10 protein-coding genes are annotated in these 16,243 nt (G+C 43.2%); 8 read left to right on the top strand and 2 right to left on the bottom strand.

The features are described 5' to 3' along the window. Positions 1-85 precede the first annotated feature (85 nt). A complete protein-coding gene (locus V7K89_RS22465; RefSeq protein WP_335191058.1) occupies positions 86-2,635 on the bottom strand; it encodes a leucine-rich repeat domain-containing protein in 2,550 nt (849 codons plus the stop codon). A 598-nt stretch (positions 2,636-3,233) separates the two neighbouring features. On the opposite strand from V7K89_RS22465, the gene V7K89_RS22460 reads away from it, so the two are divergent. Together V7K89_RS22460 and V7K89_RS36010 are read left to right on the top strand one after the other, a co-directional pair. Next, on the top strand, positions 3,234-3,950 hold the full coding sequence (locus V7K89_RS22460; RefSeq protein WP_335191056.1) for a GUN4 domain-containing protein: 717 nt from the start codon (positions 3,234-3,236) through the stop codon (positions 3,948-3,950). Positions 3,951-4,056: 106 nt separating this feature from the next. After that, positions 4,057-4,146, top strand: a complete 90-nt coding sequence (locus tag V7K89_RS36010) for a nuclease A inhibitor family protein (RefSeq protein WP_442941737.1) — start codon at positions 4,057-4,059, stop codon at positions 4,144-4,146. A 63-nt stretch (positions 4,147-4,209) separates the two neighbouring features. Here the strand turns inward: V7K89_RS36010 and V7K89_RS22455 are convergent, their stop codons facing one another. Next, positions 4,210-4,848, bottom strand: coding sequence for a DUF4126 domain-containing protein (locus V7K89_RS22455; RefSeq protein WP_335191054.1), 639 nt, complete (start codon positions 4,846-4,848; stop codon positions 4,210-4,212). Positions 4,849-5,254: 406 nt separating this feature from the next. Here V7K89_RS22455 and metH point away from each other — a divergent pair, with 406 nt between their 5' ends. The 6 genes from metH to V7K89_RS36005 all read left to right on the top strand — a co-directional run bounded on the left by metH (position 5,255) and on the right by V7K89_RS36005 (position 16,176). Then, on the top strand, positions 5,255-8,782 hold the full coding sequence (gene metH, locus V7K89_RS22450; RefSeq protein WP_335191052.1) for a methionine synthase: 3,528 nt from the start codon (positions 5,255-5,257) through the stop codon (positions 8,780-8,782). A gap of 310 nt (positions 8,783-9,092) precedes the next feature. Then, a complete protein-coding gene (locus tag V7K89_RS22445; protein WP_335191050.1) occupies positions 9,093-9,734 on the top strand; it encodes a class I SAM-dependent methyltransferase in 642 nt (213 codons plus the stop codon). A 222-nt stretch (positions 9,735-9,956) separates the two neighbouring features. Beyond that, complete coding sequence (gene htpG / locus V7K89_RS22440) at positions 9,957-11,945, top strand: molecular chaperone HtpG (protein WP_335191048.1); 1,989 nt, start codon at positions 9,957-9,959, stop codon at positions 11,943-11,945. Positions 11,946-12,228: 283 nt separating this feature from the next. Next, positions 12,229-12,465, top strand: coding sequence for a 50S ribosomal protein L28 (gene rpmB, locus V7K89_RS22435; protein ID WP_335191046.1), 237 nt, complete (start codon positions 12,229-12,231; stop codon positions 12,463-12,465). 631 nt (positions 12,466-13,096) lie between these two features. Beyond that, positions 13,097-15,565 carry a GAF domain-containing protein gene (locus tag V7K89_RS22430; RefSeq protein ID WP_442941736.1) on the top strand — a complete coding sequence of 823 codons (2,469 nt, stop codon included), beginning with the start codon at positions 13,097-13,099 and terminating at the stop codon, positions 15,563-15,565. After that, positions 15,520-16,176 (top strand): sensor histidine kinase, encoded by a 657-nt coding sequence (locus V7K89_RS36005; protein ID WP_442941735.1) that lies wholly within the window; start codon positions 15,520-15,522, stop codon positions 16,174-16,176. Before V7K89_RS22430 ends, V7K89_RS36005 begins: the two co-directional genes overlap by 46 nt. Positions 16,177-16,243: the final 67 nt, after the last annotated feature.

Raw genomic sequence — 16,243 nt, 5'->3', positions numbered from 1 at the left:
CACAGGAGTAAGGTTTCATTCTACAGGCACTTAGACGTTGATATACTCCATCATCCCATACTGTATTGCACTCAAGCAGGAACTGCTATAATAGTTCTGGCACTGATACATCTTCCATAGCTTCTGGACATTCAATTGTTCCTTTCTTTTTTTCCCAGCGTTGCGATAGTTGTTTATAGTCAAATTCGTGGGTACATGGTTGACCATTATGACCAAGACAGGGAATTGTGCGTTTAATATCTAATCCGGGAAACCTGGCAAGAGTAACTTCCATGCCATCTCGAAGCAGGACAAAGAAATTTAGCGGGTTAGGGCCTCGCACTATTAATTTAATATAGCGATCGCTTTTAACAGCTTCCACTAATGCTAAATGTTCTTGCTCATAAGCAAATAAAACACCGTTACGCCAATGAATGCCAGTTGTGAAGCGGTGTTGACGCGCAATAAACCAAGTGGGAATCCCCGCAGGAATGGTATTGAGTTGGAATTTCATCGAAATTTCATGGCACTCGCCTGTTTGTTTAATTTGCTGCCATTTCTGTTCATAATTAGGCGCGTCGAGGGGCAAACGTTCCACCACCAGACTGAGATCCCGGTTTTCTTGAGTGCGGTAGGAAAGGTCAAAACGCTCCATGAGGCGTAGGAAGTGATCTTGCATTGATGGCTCTAAGTCGCACCAAAGTTGAGCCATTTCTTGACGAGTGAAAATGCCCTTGCGGTTAATTACGTCTTTGCTTTCTAGCACTTTGCTGATATATTCAGTTACCCACTGGGGCTTGAGAATAACGGTATCATTAAGTTCTTCGTTGTCTTGGAAGTAAAGAATTTCACCTAATTCATGCAGCCATCGCGCTAGCACTTCCTTGCTGATGTCAGCAACTTGGGAATCAGCCATGATGTCCCACAATTGCTGCGGTGTGATTTGTTTTTTCGGTTGGGTGCGGATGGCATTGGCAGCATTTAGCCAGGTGGTAGGCCAGATTTCTCCCATTAAAGGTAACTTTGCGGCTGCTTCAGCAATTGCTTGCCGCAGTTCTTCAACACCTCGGATGATTTTAGAGCTAATTTTATAGTGTTGAATAATCTGGGGGTACTTGCGGCGTAACTCAACTATGGGAAGGTCGGCATCTCGTTCATCGATGTGGGTGGCGACAAGTAAAATTGGGGATTCTGGGGCTAAGGCTTTGATAGTATCTAGCCAGTAATAGAGTTTACCTTGCTCAAATCCCAGTCGAGCATTCCAGGCGAGTAAAAATAGGGAGCGGTTGGTGAGAAAGAATTGATGCGTAGCATGATAGATTTCCTGTCCGCCAAAGTCCCAGGTTTTCAAATGCATGTTAGTACCTACTTTGCTGGGATGGCTTAGATCGAGCCATTTAATTTCAATACCATGAGTAGTGGATTCCTGGGTGTCGAACTCTTCACCACGTAATGCTCTTAATAAGGATGTTTTACCCACTCCTCCTTCACCGACAACTAGCAGTTTAGAAACCCACTGCTGTTGACTACCCTCTAACCTTTCTCGAAGATAGGTCAAAATTGCCTGCGTTCCCTGCTCGACAATTTCAGGCGGCGGCGAGCTTAATTGTGGATTGTTATCGAGGGATAGCCATGTCAAGTTGGAGAGTTGGCTGATTTCTGGCGGCAGGCTGTTGAGTTGATTGTTATCGAGGTCTAGCTCAGTCAAGTTGGAGAGTTGGCTGATTTCTGGCGGCAGGCTGCTGAGTTGATTGTTATACAGGGATAGCTCAGTCAAGTTGGAGAGTTGGCTGATTTCTGGCGGCAGGCTGCTGAGTTGATTGTTATACAGGGATAGCCTTGTTAGGCTGGAGAGTTGGCTGATTTCTGGCGGCAGGCTGCTAAGTTGATTGTTAGAGAGGTCTAGCTCAGTCAGGCTGGAGAGTTGGCTGATTTCTGGCGGCAGGCTGCTGAGTTGATTGTTAAAGAGGTATAGCTTAGTCAGGCTGGAGAGTTGGCTGATTTCTGGCGGCAGGCTGCTGAGTTGATTGTTAAAGAGGTATAGCTCAGTCAAGTTGAAGAGTTGGCTGATTTCTGGCGGCAGGCTGCTGAGTTGATTGTTATCGAGGTATAGCTCAGTCAAGTTGGAGAGTTGGCTGATTTCTGGCAGCAGGCTGCTGAGTTGATTGTTATGGAGGTATAGCTCAGTCAAGTTGAAGAGTTGGCTGATTTCTGGCGGTAGGCTGCTGAGTTGATTGTTATGGAGGTATAGCTCAGTCAGGCTAGAGAGTTGGCTGATTTCTGGCGGCAGGCTGCTGAGTTGATTGTTATACAGGGATAGCCATGTCAGGCTGGAGAGTTGGCTGATTTCTGGCGGCAGGCTGCTGAGTTGATTGTTATCGAGGTATAGCTCAGTCAAGTTGGAAAGTTGGCTGAATTGTGGCGGCAGGCTGCTGAGTTGATTGTTATAGAGGTATAGCTCAGTCAAGTTGGAGAGTTGGCCGATTTCTGGCGGCAGGCTGCTGAGTTGATTGTTAGAGAGGTCTAGCCTTCTCAAGTTGGAGAGTTGGCTGATTTCTGGCGGCAGGCTGCTGAGTTGATTGTTAGAGAGGTCTAGCACCGTTGCCTTTTCGTAAGCAGCTTTTTCAATAATTTGCAACAGTTCTTCGTTTGTCATCTGCAAACCTCATCAACTCTGTAGCCATATTTATTAGAATAGGGTATCGCAGGTTATGAGAGTGGGGAATGGGGCTAGATTAATGTTTTCTATCTGCGTTGTAATATTCAAATTAGCAGGGTGACGCAGCTACGCCCGTCGTAGACATCGCTAACCTTACAATAATATTCACTCATTCACGAGTATCAAAGACTCATCCGCGAGTATCAAAGACTCGTCGGCGAGTATCAAAGACTCGCTCACGAGTATAAAAGACTCGTCGGCGAGTATAAAAGACTCGCTCACGAGTATCAAAGACTCGTCGGCGAGTATCAAAGACTCATTCACGAGTATAAAAGACTCGTCGGCGAGTATAAAAGACTCGCTCACGAGTATCAAAGACTCGTCGGCGAGTATAAAAGACTCGCTTACGAGTATCAAAGACTCATTAACGAAGTTCAAAGGGTGCGTTACGCTTTCGCGCTAACACACCCGAAGACTACGATCGCTTTATAATTGCGATCGCAGATTCTTGCTTTTACACCTTAATAAAGTGACACAATGGTCTATAATCAAGCGGCTATTGTCTTTACTCAATAGTTTAACGATAGACTAAGGTATGAAAAAAAAACGAATTCGGCTTGGAGTTGTTGTTCTACTTTTAACAGTCATAGGAACAATATTTCTAGGAGCATTAACTAAAAGCCCGTTTGAAGAAATGGGAACAGAAGTTAAAGCTGTACAACTATTGTCGAAAAATAATACAGAATCAGAATTGATAAAACAGGTTGAGAAACCTGTTACTGAAGATTTATATGTTCAGCTTGAGAATTCTTTGAAGTCTCAAAATTGGTTAGCAGCAAATACCCAAACATCTCAACTGCTACTCAATATTGCTAAAAAAGAAAAAGAACAATATTTAACTCCTGACGACATTAATAGTTTTTCTTGTCGAGACCTGCAAAGACTAGACAGACTTTGGGTCGCCAATTCACATAACCGTTTTGGGTTTAGTGTGCAAAAGGAGATATGGATTAAACAGGGAAATCCACTCGATATAAAAGCAAACCCCGCGATAGTTGAGTCGCGAGAAAATGATTATAAAACCTATTTACGGTTCGCTAAGTCAGTTGGGTGGGCGTCGGTAAAAGACAATGAAATGACAAGAGGCGAGTACATTGGTATCGACGACTTAACTTCACGTATAAAAAATGATCCAAATCTGAGAGGTAGCTTACCAGTCTTTTATACAGATCGTATTGCGTATACATTTTGGAGAGGGTGGATACGTTGGACTTACCGTCTTCTCTTGCGTTCGCGTGAGTGCGGCTTGTAAAGTCTACCCTATAAGCGTTTCCGAATTTTTAATTATTACTGTTCCCAAATTTCAACGACTTGTGCAAACCCTTCAAAACAATCTCAATGCAGTTTAACTTTATCGGATTGCACAAATAAATATTGATGTTTATATTGTTGCAAAAACTCCAGATGGTGGTTTAGCTGGAGTTGCAACAAAGCTGGTTAAAACTTAGTATCTCTTGCAGAATTTTATCTTTTATAAATCAATTGAAATTGCAGCCTGTTTATATAAATACTCATCCCAATTCTCTAGGTGGAGAGACGGTTTCGTGAGTTTGAGAAGATGGTTTATTGAAGAAACTCCAGATTCTTTGAATAGCTATTATTACAAAACCAATCACGCTTATTCCTGCTACCACTGGTAAAGCTAGCGCCAGCCCAGACAGTGCAATTGCGATGACCAACTCAATGGTTGACACAATAGGATTGGTTAATCCACCTGAAACGCCTGTAGAACTTATCCGCAATGTATTCATTAATCCCTTAGTTAATCCTGCGGTTCCACCACCTGCAATTAAAGCTAACGTCCATTGCACCAGTGGATTCATCTCTGGAGCAACAGAAGCTGTTACGATTGTCCCGGCGATAAATGCCGCAGGAGTGGCTACAATATCCAGCAGATGATCCAACCAAGGAATGTAATAACCAGTAATTTCCAGCAAACAAGCGACGGCAAATACAATTACAGCTTGAGGTGTTTCCAGCCAATCAAAATTAGTTGGCAAATCTAAATGTCCAAAAACTGAAGCCACACTCAACGCTAGCAGTGGTACAAATACTCGAAAGCCAGCCGCCGCACTCAAACTAATCCCCAGTAATAATTCAATAAATGTATTTAGATTGAACAAAGAAATTAAATCCATAGTAGGACTCAAGTTATACTCCTGGTGTTTTTTCCATCTTTGAGCTGAACGCAGTGACAACTCTCAGTTGTGATCCCAAGATAAGAAACTTGGCGAAAATATTTCATCTGACTATGTGTAGACTCAGTGAAAGCTCACCTCTGTCAATTTGAACAATGGCGAAGGTCATTCACACAGCAGTTGACCGATTCAGAACATCTCATACCAGTCACCTCAAGTCATCAAATTTGAGGTAGCACGCTGAAATCTTGATTCTGTCGTCGCCAATATTGATAAATCAGGTCAAAATGAGCAGATGGTGAGTTTCAGCAAAACAGACTTTATTAAAAAATGCCCAAAATATCACAATTTGAGAAAATAATAAAGTAAGTCGAGTATCACAAGACTCACTTGATTTCCTCATTTATTCTAGGAAAATATGACTCATCCTTTCCTTGAACGCCTACGTAGTCCAGATAGCCCAGTCCTCGTTTTCGACGGGGCAATGGGAACCAACTTACAAACCCAAAACCTGACTGCTGAAGACTTCGGCGGCCCACAGTATGAAGGTTGTAACGAATACTTAGTCCACACGAACCCCGAAGCTGTCGCTAAAGTTCACCGAGACTTTCTTGCTGCTGGTGCTGATGTGATTGAAACTGACACCTTTGGCAGTACGTCCCTGGTGCTGGCAGAATATGACTTAGCAGACCAAGCTTATTACCTCAGCAAGACAGCCGCAGAATTAGCCAAGCGTGTGGCTGCGGAATTTTCCACACCAGAAAAACCCCGGTTTGTGGCAGGTTCCATCGGCCCGACAACTAAACTGCCAACTTTGGGACACATTGACTTTGACACCATGAAAGCGTCTTTTGCTGAACAAGCAGAGGCGTTGTGGGATGGTGGCGTTGATTTATTCATTGTGGAAACTTGCCAAGATGTGCTGCAAATTAAAGCGGCGCTGAATGCCATTGAAGAAGTGTTTGCCAAAAAAGGCGATCGCCGACCGTTGATGGTGTCTGTGACAATGGAAAGCATGGGCACAATGTTGGTGGGTTCCGAAATCAGTGCTGTGCTGACAATTTTGCAACCTTATCCAATAGATATTCTTGGTCTAAACTGTGCCACTGGCCCAGACTTAATGAAACCACATATCAAGTATCTGGCAGAACATTCGCCTTTCATTGTTTCCTGTATTCCTAACGCGGGTTTACCTGAGAATGTTGGCGGTCAAGCACACTACCGCTTGACACCGTTGGAATTACGGATGGCGCTGATGCATTTTGTTGAAGATTTGGGTGTCCAAGTGATTGGGGGTTGCTGTGGGACGCGTCCAGAACACATTCAACAATTGGCAGAAGTTGCTAAAGACTTGAAGCCAAAAGTTAGACAGCCAAGTTTAGAACCAGCAGCAGCATCAATTTACACTACTCAGCCTTACGAGCAAGATAATTCTTTCTTAATTGTTGGCGAACGTCTCAACGCCAGTGGTTCCAAGAAGTGCCGCGATTTACTCAATGCGGAAGATTGGGATGGACTCGTGTCAATGGCGAGGGCGCAAGTAAAAGAAGGCGCACACATCCTTGATGTTAACGTCGATTATGTGGGACGCGACGGCGTGCGAGATATGCACGAATTAGTTTCGCGTATTGTTAATAATGTGACATTACCTTTAATGCTTGACTCCACCGAATGGGAAAAGATGGAGGCGGGTTTAAAGATTGCCGGTGGTAAGTGTTTGCTGAACTCCACCAACTACGAAGACGGCGAACCGCGCTTTTTAAAGGTGCTGGAGTTAGCGAAAAAGTACGGTGCTGGTGTAGTCATTGGTACTATCGATGAAGACGGGATGGCACGCACAGCAGACAAAAAGTTTGCGATCGCCCAACGCGCTTACCGTCAAGCTGTAGAATATGGCATACCACCCACAGAAATATTCTTTGATACTCTCGCGTTACCCATTTCCACCGGAATTGAAGAAGACCGAGAAAACGGTAAAGCCACAATTGAAGCCATTCGACGGATTCGTGAAGAATTGCCTGGATGCCATGTAATTTTGGGTGTTTCCAATATTTCTTTTGGTTTGAATCCAGCAGCGCGGATAGTGCTGAATTCGGTGTTTTTGCACGAAGCGACGACGGCGGGAATGGATGCAGCCATTGTCAGCGCTAACAAGATTTTACCGCTCTCGAAGATTGAAGAACGCCATCAAGAAATCTGTCGGCAGTTGATTTATGACGAACGGAAGTTTGAAGGTGATGTTTGCGTTTACGATCCTTTGGGAGAGCTTACCACAGTGTTTGCTGGGGTGACAACAAAACGCGATCGCTCCTTAGATGAAAGTCTCCCCATCCCAGAACGTCTCAAGCGTCATATCATCGACGGCGAACGCATAGGCTTAGAAGAACATCTCAAAAAAGCCTTAGAAGAATATCCCCCCTTAGAGATTATCAACACCTTCTTGCTAGATGGCATGAAAGTTGTCGGGGAATTGTTCGGTTCTGGACAAATGCAGCTACCCTTTGTCTTGCAATCAGCAGAAACTATGAAAGCGGCGGTGGCGTTTCTAGAACCGTTCATGGAAAAATCAGAATCAGGCAACAATGCTAAGGGAACCTTTATCATTGCCACAGTCAAAGGCGATGTTCATGACATTGGTAAAAACTTGGTGGATATCATCTTGTCCAACAACGGTTACAAAGTGATTAACCTGGGAATTAAGCAGCCGGTAGAAAACATCATCAACGCTTACGAACAGCATAAAGCTGATTGTATTGCCATGAGTGGTTTGCTGGTAAAATCCACCGCCTTCATGAAAGAGAACTTGGAGGTATTCAACGAAAAGGGAATTAGTGTCCCCGTGATTTTAGGTGGTGCGGCGCTGACTCCCAAATTTGTGCATGATGATTGCCAAAAAACTTACAAAGGTAAAGTTGTTTATGGCAAAGATGCCTTTTCTGACTTGCACTTCATGGATAAATTAATGCCAGCAAAAGCCACTGGTAACTGGCAAAATTTGCAGGGATTTTTGAATGAAGTCGAAACGGCTGAAGTTTCAACAAATGGTAACAAAGAATCAGTAACTACAACTGCTGAAGAAACATCTGCTGAACCGAAACAAGTAGATACAAGACGTTCTGATGCTGTGGCGATAGATATTGAACGTCCTACACCGCCTTTTTGGGGAACGAAATTATTGCAGCCTAGTGATATTCCCATCGAGGAAATATTCTGGCACTTGGATTTACAAGCTTTAATTGCTGGACAGTGGCAATTCCGCAAACCAAAGGAACAATCTAAGGAAGAATATCAAGCTTTCTTAGCTGAAAAAGTGTACCCAGTTTTAGAAACTTGGAAACAGCGAATTATTGAGGAGAATTTGTTGCATCCCCAGGTGATTTATGGTTACTTTCCTTGTCAAGCTGAAGGGAATTCTCTACATATATATAATTCAGAGAACCAATCACAACAGATTGCAACTTTCGAGTTTCCCAGACAGAAGTCTTTAAGGCGGCTGTGCATAGCAGATTTCTTTGCACCGAAGGAGTCAGGAATTATTGATGTCTTCCCGATGCAGGCGGTGACTGTAGGGGAAATTGCCACAGAGTTCGCCCAAAAGCTGTTTGCTGCCAATCAATACACCGATTATCTATATTTCCACGGGATGGCGGTACAGATGGCGGAGGCTGTAGCTGAATGGACACACACCAGAATTCGCCGAGAGTTAGGTTTTGCTGCTGAGGAACCCGATAATATTCGGGATATATTAGCACAACGCTATCGTGGCTCACGGTATAGTTTTGGATATCCAGCTTGTCCAAATATTCAGGACCAGTACAAACAACTGGAGTTATTGCAGACTGACAGGATTAACTTGTATATGGATGAAAGCGAACAACTTTATCCAGAACAGTCTACGACTGCGATTATTACCTATCACCCGTTAGCAAAATACTTTAGCGCGTAGAATCCTACTCGTTAAGCCAATACGCTTGGTGTTAGTGATATTTTCTTGCTAATGAAGCCCAAACTCTGGATTTACCCCCCTTAATCCCCCCTTACCAAGGGGGGAAATATTCGGTTCTCCCCCTTGCCAAGGGGGAGTTAGAAGGGGTCAAAAGGACTTGTGCGTACACCGTAGCTCTTAGAAAAAGAGAGGTCAGAGTGTATTGTTATAGAGATGAAACAAAGTACTGTTACTTTGATGATTTTTCCGGGAATCCTGTAGTTGTATACGCACCAAATTGATTAATCTCTCAGCTTAGGTAGGCTTATTTATGCAACTCATTAGCTCATTAGATATTAGAAATTCAGAATATTTATCTAAAAATCGCCTCATCAGTTACCATCACCAGTTGCGTCTAATTTTTTCACTGGGTAATCAGGTAAAAAACGTTCTGGAAATTGGGATTTTTAATTCTCTGTTAACAGACATCTTGAAGAATAATGGATACAACGTCTCCACTGCTGATGTTGACCCCAGCCTCAAGCCAGAAATAATTTTAGATTTGACTACAGATTTTTCATTACCAAAAGATAAATTTGATGCAATTGTCCTGTTTCAAGTGCTGGAACATTTTCCCTACCCTGAGTCAGAAGAAGCATTGCGAAAACTTGCTATTGCAACTAAGAAATTTTTGGTGATTTCGATTCCCTATTGCACTCAATACCTCTCGTTTCAGGTAAAAACTTCTTTCTCAGGTAGACCAAGGTATTTACTATTTAATGTCCCAAAATTCTGGAGTACAACGCCAGTTTGTGACGAACACTGTTGGGAAATGGGTTTAAAAGGTTATCCTAAAAAACGGATTTTAAACTCTGTTGCCAAAGCTGGGTTAACAGTTAAGCAAGAATTTATCGATCCCAGTTATCCGTACCACTATTTTTTGGTGTTGGAGAAGAATTTTAGTAATACTTAAACAGCAATCTGTGAAGAGTGGGGAGTCGGAAGTAGGGAAATCCGAATCAGAAAATGGTGGTAAACAATGCTCAAAAAACGAGCGATCGCTTAAGTTATGCTTTTAAGATCCTAATTGGTATCATACCCTTCTATGTTCTCCGGGTTTATCCTGGAAAACAGATGGCTAAGTTGTATTACCTACTATCATCATTTCAGATACTAACATCGAAAATTACCAATTATGCTAGAACAAGGCACTATCAGTATTCATACTGAGAATATTTTCCCGATCATCAAGAAGTCGCTCTACTCAGATCACCAAATCTTTTTGCGGGAACTGGTATCCAACGCTGTAGACGCCATCCAAAAGCTGAAAATGGTATCCCGCGCTGGAGATTATGCTGGAGACCTCGGCGAACCAGAAATTGAACTTGCCATTGACAAAGATAAGAAAACTCTATCCATCTCTGATAATGGTATCGGGATGACCGCAGATGAAGTTAAGAAATATATCAATCAGGTTGCCTTCTCTAGTGCTGAAGAATTTATTCATAAGTATGAAGGTAAATCAGATCAACCAATCATCGGTCACTTCGGTCTTGGTTTCTACTCTTCCTTCATGGTGGCGCAAAAGGTAGAAATTGATACCCTATCTTATCAAGAAGGGGCGCAGGCGGTTCACTGGTCTTGTGATGGTTCCCCAGCATTCACCATAGAAGACTCTTCTCGAACAACTCGCGGCACTACTATTACTCTCAGCCTGCAAGGAGAAGAAGAGGAATTTCTCGAAATAGCACGAATTAAAAATCTTGTCAAGACCTACTGCGACTTTTTGCCAGTCCCAATTAAACTCGATGGTGAAGTATTAAATAAGCAAAAAGCACCGTGGCGAGAGTCTCCAAGTAATCTAACTAAAGAAGATTATTTAGAGTTTTACCGCTATCTGTATCCTTTTCAGGAAGAACCATTGTTATGGGTACATCTAAATACAGACTATCCCTTCATCATCAACGGGATTCTGTATTTTCCAAAAATGAAACCGGATGTAGATGTTACCAAAGGACAGATCAAGCTATTTTGCAATCAAGTTTTTGTTAGCGACAACTGCGAAGAAATTATCCCGCAATTTCTGATGCCGATGCGGGGTGTGATTGATAGCACCGATATTCCCTTAAATGTATCGCGCAGTGCCTTGCAAGGCGATCGCACCGTGCGGAGAATTGGTGATTACGTTGCCAAAAAAGTAGGCGATCGCCTCAAAGAACTTTTCCGCGATAATCGTGAACAATACATTAGTGCCTGGAAAGACCTTGGCACTTTTGTAAAATTCGGCGTTCTCAACGACGAGAAATTCAAAAAACAAGTCGAAGATATTATCGTCTTCCGCACCACCGCCAAGCTGACAGAAAAAGTTGTGGCTGAAGCACCAGTGGTTGAAGTCCAGTCTTCAGAGGGGGATGCTTGGCAAGATGTCACTCCTTCACCCAGTTCTGATAATTCAGCATCCAGCGCTCCCTATACTACGCTCAAAGAGTATCTAGAACGCAACAAAGAACGCCACGAAAACCGGGTTTTCTACAGCACCGATGAAGCAACCCAAGCTACATACATAGAATTGCACAAAAATCAAGGCTTGGAAGTCCTGTTTATGGACTCCTTCATCGACACCCACTTTATCAACTTCCTAGAGCGGGAATATCAGGATGTCAAATTTACGCGGGTAGACTCAGATTTAGATAATACCCTGCTAGAACAAGACAAAGCTACGGAAATTGTCGATCCGAAGACGAACAAAACCCGGAGTGAGACGATCAAAGAGTTATTTGAGAAATCCCTCAACAAACCCAAACTCAATATCCGTACCGAAGCTTTGAAATCAGACGATCCTCAAGGGACACCACCTGCGATCGTGCTTTTACCAGAAATTCTCCGCCGCCTGCGGGAAATGAATGCCATGATGCAGCAGCAAACAACAGAGTTTCCCGAAGATCACGTTTTGCTAGTGAATACTGCTCATCCGTTGATTCAAAATCTATCAAATCTGAACCAAGGTAGTATCATTCAAGGTGACGGTGAATCGCCTACAGATCAGTTAGTCAACTTGATTTGCCAACACGTCTACGATTTAGCGCTGATGTCTCAGAAAGGATTTGACGCTGAAGGAATGAAATCCTTCGTTGAGCGTTCAAATGAGGTACTCACCAAGCTGACAGAACAAGCAAGTAAATAGTGTTGAGTGGGGCATTGGGCATGGGGAATTGGGCATGGGTAACAGGACAAGGGGACAAGGAAGAATTGGGGACAAGGAGAGAAGTCTAAGCGCCTGCTTGCGGCGTTAGTGCAGCTTGCCGTAGGTATCAGAACTTCAGAAAAAAAGACTTGTTGCAAGTTTTCACTCAAGTCCCCTTGTCACCTTGTCCCCCTTGTCCCCCTCACTCCCCATTCCCCACTTCTGTTGCCTAAGACCTAAAATGGAAAGGTTGTATTAAAATAACAATCTGGAGATACTTGCTATGTCCCGTCGCTGTGAACTAACTGGTAAAAAGGCAAATAACGCTTATTCTGTTTCCCACTCTCACCGCCGTACTAAACGCCTTCAGCACGCTAATCTGCAAAACAAACGTGTTTGGTGGGAAGGCGGAAATCGCTGGGTAAAATTAAAGCTGTCTACCAAAGCAATCAAAACCTTACAAATTAATGGGTTAGAAGCAATGGCAAAAGAAGCTGGCATTAACCTAAATCATTACTAAGTAATCTGGATTTCATAACCCGAAACTTCGGTAGGGGGTACAGCTAGAGCTAGCTGTGCCCCCTTAATGTTTATTACATCTTATATCATGTTTGGTAAAAGACTTATCATTAAGACCGCAGTTCTTGCAGGGGGAAAGAGGTTTTTAATATTTTTGCATAGATGCCCAGAATAATAACTAATTAAGCGGACATGATATTAAGTAGCAGTCAGGCTTTCTATATTTTGAATTCTGTTGGCAGCAACAGATGTTATACCACGGATAAATCCCAGTATCGATGAATAAAGATACTTACCAATTTTTTGATTTTTCATAATTGAAGTTAGACCGATCTGTACCCAAAATTAATTCATAATTCATTTTGTAATTGCTTAACACTCTTAACAAAAGGACGAGATAGATATTAGTTGAATAAATAGAAAAACTACTCGACCTCAAACAACTATCGAAAGAGGCAAAAGAAGCCTTGATAGTAGCCTTGAAAGTAAATATAAATATATAAGAGGAAATCCAGAAACTAAAAATCGCACTAGAAGCTCGAAGCGATCAACACTCTCTACCAGCCAAAACTAGTTGAGCGATTACAAATAAACAAGGGAATACTGAAAGCAGGTAGTCTATTTTATTTATTATGACAACGAACAGTTATGAAGCGTCGAACCACTTAGACTTGCAAAAGTGTCACAAACAGCTACAGCTAACGGTTCAATATCAAAAAATATTGGCGAGGATTCTGGCTAAGATTCGCGCATCTGTAAACATAGAATCTCTCTGTTCGACTTCTTGTCAAGATATTTGTCGGCAATTGAAGATTGAGCGAGTTGCAATCTACCGCTTTAACACTGACTGGAGTGGTAATTTTATCGTTCGCTTGGGCTTTGCAGAACATCCTTGGGATGCATTGACTGCATTTGGACAGGATTTAGTTTGGGAAGATTCACATTTGCAAGAAACTGAGGGAGGGCGATATCGCAAAAATGAGCCGTTTGCTGTAGCTGACATTTACGATGCAGGGCACGCTCGCTGTCATATTGAAGTATTAGAACAGTTTCAGATTCGGGCGTATGCGATCGCACCGATTTTTATTGGTGCAAAATTGTGGGGAATGCTTGCAGCATATCAACACTCTGCTCCTCGGCAATGGTGTTCTCACGAAGTTGAATTCTTCGCTCAAGCTGCCAGCCATCTTGGTCTAGCAATGCAGCAAGCAGAAATCCTAGAACAGACTAAACAACGCACAGCAGAACTACAAGATGCGATCGCACGGCAACGTGCGTTGACGGAAGTGGTAGGAAATATTCGCTCGTCTGTGAACACCGAAATTATTCTAGATACTGCCTGTCAAGAACTATGCAAACTCCTGAAATTAGAGCGGGCAGCAATTTACCGCTTTAATGAAGACTGGAGCGGCGAATTTGTCAGCCAATTCGGGATGGTAGAAGCGCAGTGGGATAGAACCCATGCTTTTGGCAAAAATCTAGTTTGGGAGGATACTCACCTCCAAGAAACCAAAGGTGGACGCTACCGCAATAACGAAAGTTTTGTTATCAACGACATCTACCAAGCCGGACACTCGCGTTGTCACATTGATATTTTGGAGCAATTTAAGATTCGGGCATATACCTTAGCACCCATCTTCATCGGCCCAAAACTGTGGGGACTGATAGCAGCCTATCAACACTCCGGGCCGCGCCAATGGGCAAATTACGAGGTGGAGTTTTTAGGACAGGTAGGGGCACAATTGGGAGTGGCGATTCAGCAAGCCGAGAATTTGGCTCAGTCGAAACAACAGGCAGTTGCTCTCAAAGATGCGATCGCTCGCCAACGAGCATTAACTGAAGTAGTCGGTAAAATTCGCTCCTCCCTGAATATTGATTTAATCTTAAAAACCACTTGCCAAGAAGTATGTAAACTGCTGCGAGTTGAGCGGGTTGGTGTTTATCGCTTCAATGAAGACTGGAGTGGTGAATTCGTCAGTAATTTCGGCATGGTTGAGGCACAGTGGGACAGTATTAATTTCTTTGGCAAAAATCTCGTTTGGGAAGATACCCACCTTCAAGAAACCAAAGGCGGACGCTACCGCAACAACGAAAATTTTGCTGTAGAGGATATCTACCAAGCTGGACACTCGCGCTGTCATCTAGATATTTTGGAGCAGTTCAAGATTCGCGCTTATGCGTTAACCCCAATTTTTGTAGGACGGAATCTGTGGGGATTGGTAGCTGCCTATCAACATTCTGCACCACGCCAGTGGGATAGTGTGGAAGTAGAATTTTTGGGACAGGTTGCTAGCCAAATGGGAGTAGCACTGCAAAGTTCTCAAATGGTGACTCAAATTCAAACTCGCGCTGATGAAATGCAACAATCAGCTGAACAGCGGCGGATTTTATTTGATTTAGTTGTCAAAATTCGGGAATCCTTGGATTTGGAGACAATCTTTAAGACTACAGTACAGGAAGTGCGGCGATCGCTAAATACGGATCGAGTTGGCATCTTCCGTTTTGATCCGAATGTCGGTTTTTGCAGCGGTGAATTTATTGCTGAAGATGTGTTACCCAAGTTCGATTCTACCCTCACAGTGAAAGTGCAAGACTATTGCTTCGGCGATCAATACGCACCGCAATATCGCCAAGGCCACGTGCAAGTGATATCTGATGTCAACAGCGTTGGCTCCAAAGTACCTCATCTGGATGTGATTGAGCGATTCCAAGTCAAAGCACAGATTATTGTGCCGTTGATGGAAGGTGATGAACTGTGGGGGTTGTTGTGCATTCATCAATGCACCCATACACGTGATTGGGAAGAAGCTGAATTGGAATTTGTTACCCAAGTGGCAGCTCAACTCAGTGTAGCGTTACGTCAAGCCAACTTGTTTCAACAATCCAGTTTGCTAGGTCAAACTCGTGAAGAAGCGAATCAACTCGCCCAGGCATTGAATGAACTGCGTACTGCCCAAATGCAAATTATCCACGCTGAAAAAATGGCCAGTTTGGGGCAACTGTGGCGGGAGTTGCCCATGAAATTAATAACCCGATTAATTTCATCCACGGCAACTTGGAACACGCTCACCAATACACGCAAGAATTGCTTCGCTATGTAGAGCTTTTTTGGCATCATTATCCCGATGCGGCACCAGAAATCCAAGAGTTTTTTAATAAAGCCGAAATAGAGTATTTGATTGACGACTTACCTCAATTATTCCAGTCCATGCAGGTTGGTACTGAACGCATTCGTGAAATTGTCACCTCTTTGCGGAATTTCTCGCGCCTAGACGAAGCTGACTTCAAACCAGCAAATATTCACGAAGGCATCGACAGTACATTAATGATTTTACAAAACCGTTTAAAGCCCTCAGCCGATAGCCTCACCATTCATGTAAGCAAAGATTATGGTACGTTACCTCTAATAGAATGCTATCCCGGCCAGTTAAATCAGGTATTTATGAATTTGCTTTCCAATGCTATTGATGCTTTAGAAGAACGAACCACGCAGGAATCTTTTGAAGCACTGGCAAAAAACCCCAGCAAAATCCGAATTTCTACCTCCTTAGTCAATAAAGATTGGATTGTCATTCGCATCGCCGACAACGGATTCGGCATAGATGAAAAAGCCCTCTCTCGACTGTTTGATCCATTTTTTACTACCAAGGTTGTCGGTAAAGGTACAGGACTGGGATTGTCTATCAGTTATAGCAACCGCCAGGTTGGTTAGGACACTAAACTCAGAACATACTCCATTGCCGCTCGCAAGGTAGGGAAGTACTCCAGTTGCTTGCGGA

The organism is Nostoc sp. (assembly GCF_036917515.1).
Classification (GTDB): domain Bacteria; phylum Cyanobacteriota; class Cyanobacteriia; order Cyanobacteriales; family Nostocaceae; genus Nostoc.
The sequence above is the reverse complement of the archived record's forward strand: the minus strand, read 5'-3'. Positions and strand labels throughout refer to the sequence as shown.

Bases quoted from the DNA above. Each gene is read 5' to 3' on its own strand.
- V7K89_RS22465 (WP_335191058.1), bottom strand. From the start codon at position 2,635: ATGACAAACGAAGAACTGTTGCAAATTATTGAAAAAGCTGCTTACGAA.
- V7K89_RS22460 (WP_335191056.1), top strand. From the start codon at position 3,234: ATGAAAAAAAAACGAATTCGGCTTGGAGTTGTTGTTCTACTTTTAACA.
- metH (WP_335191052.1), top strand. From the start codon at position 5,255: ATGACTCATCCTTTCCTTGAACGCCTACGTAGTCCAGATAGCCCAGTC.
- V7K89_RS22445 (WP_335191050.1), top strand. From the start codon at position 9,093: ATGCAACTCATTAGCTCATTAGATATTAGAAATTCAGAATATTTATCT.
- htpG (WP_335191048.1), top strand. From the start codon at position 9,957: ATGCTAGAACAAGGCACTATCAGTATTCATACTGAGAATATTTTCCCG.
- rpmB (WP_335191046.1), top strand. From the start codon at position 12,229: ATGTCCCGTCGCTGTGAACTAACTGGTAAAAAGGCAAATAACGCTTAT.
- V7K89_RS22430 (WP_442941736.1), top strand. From the start codon at position 13,097: ATGACAACGAACAGTTATGAAGCGTCGAACCACTTAGACTTGCAAAAG.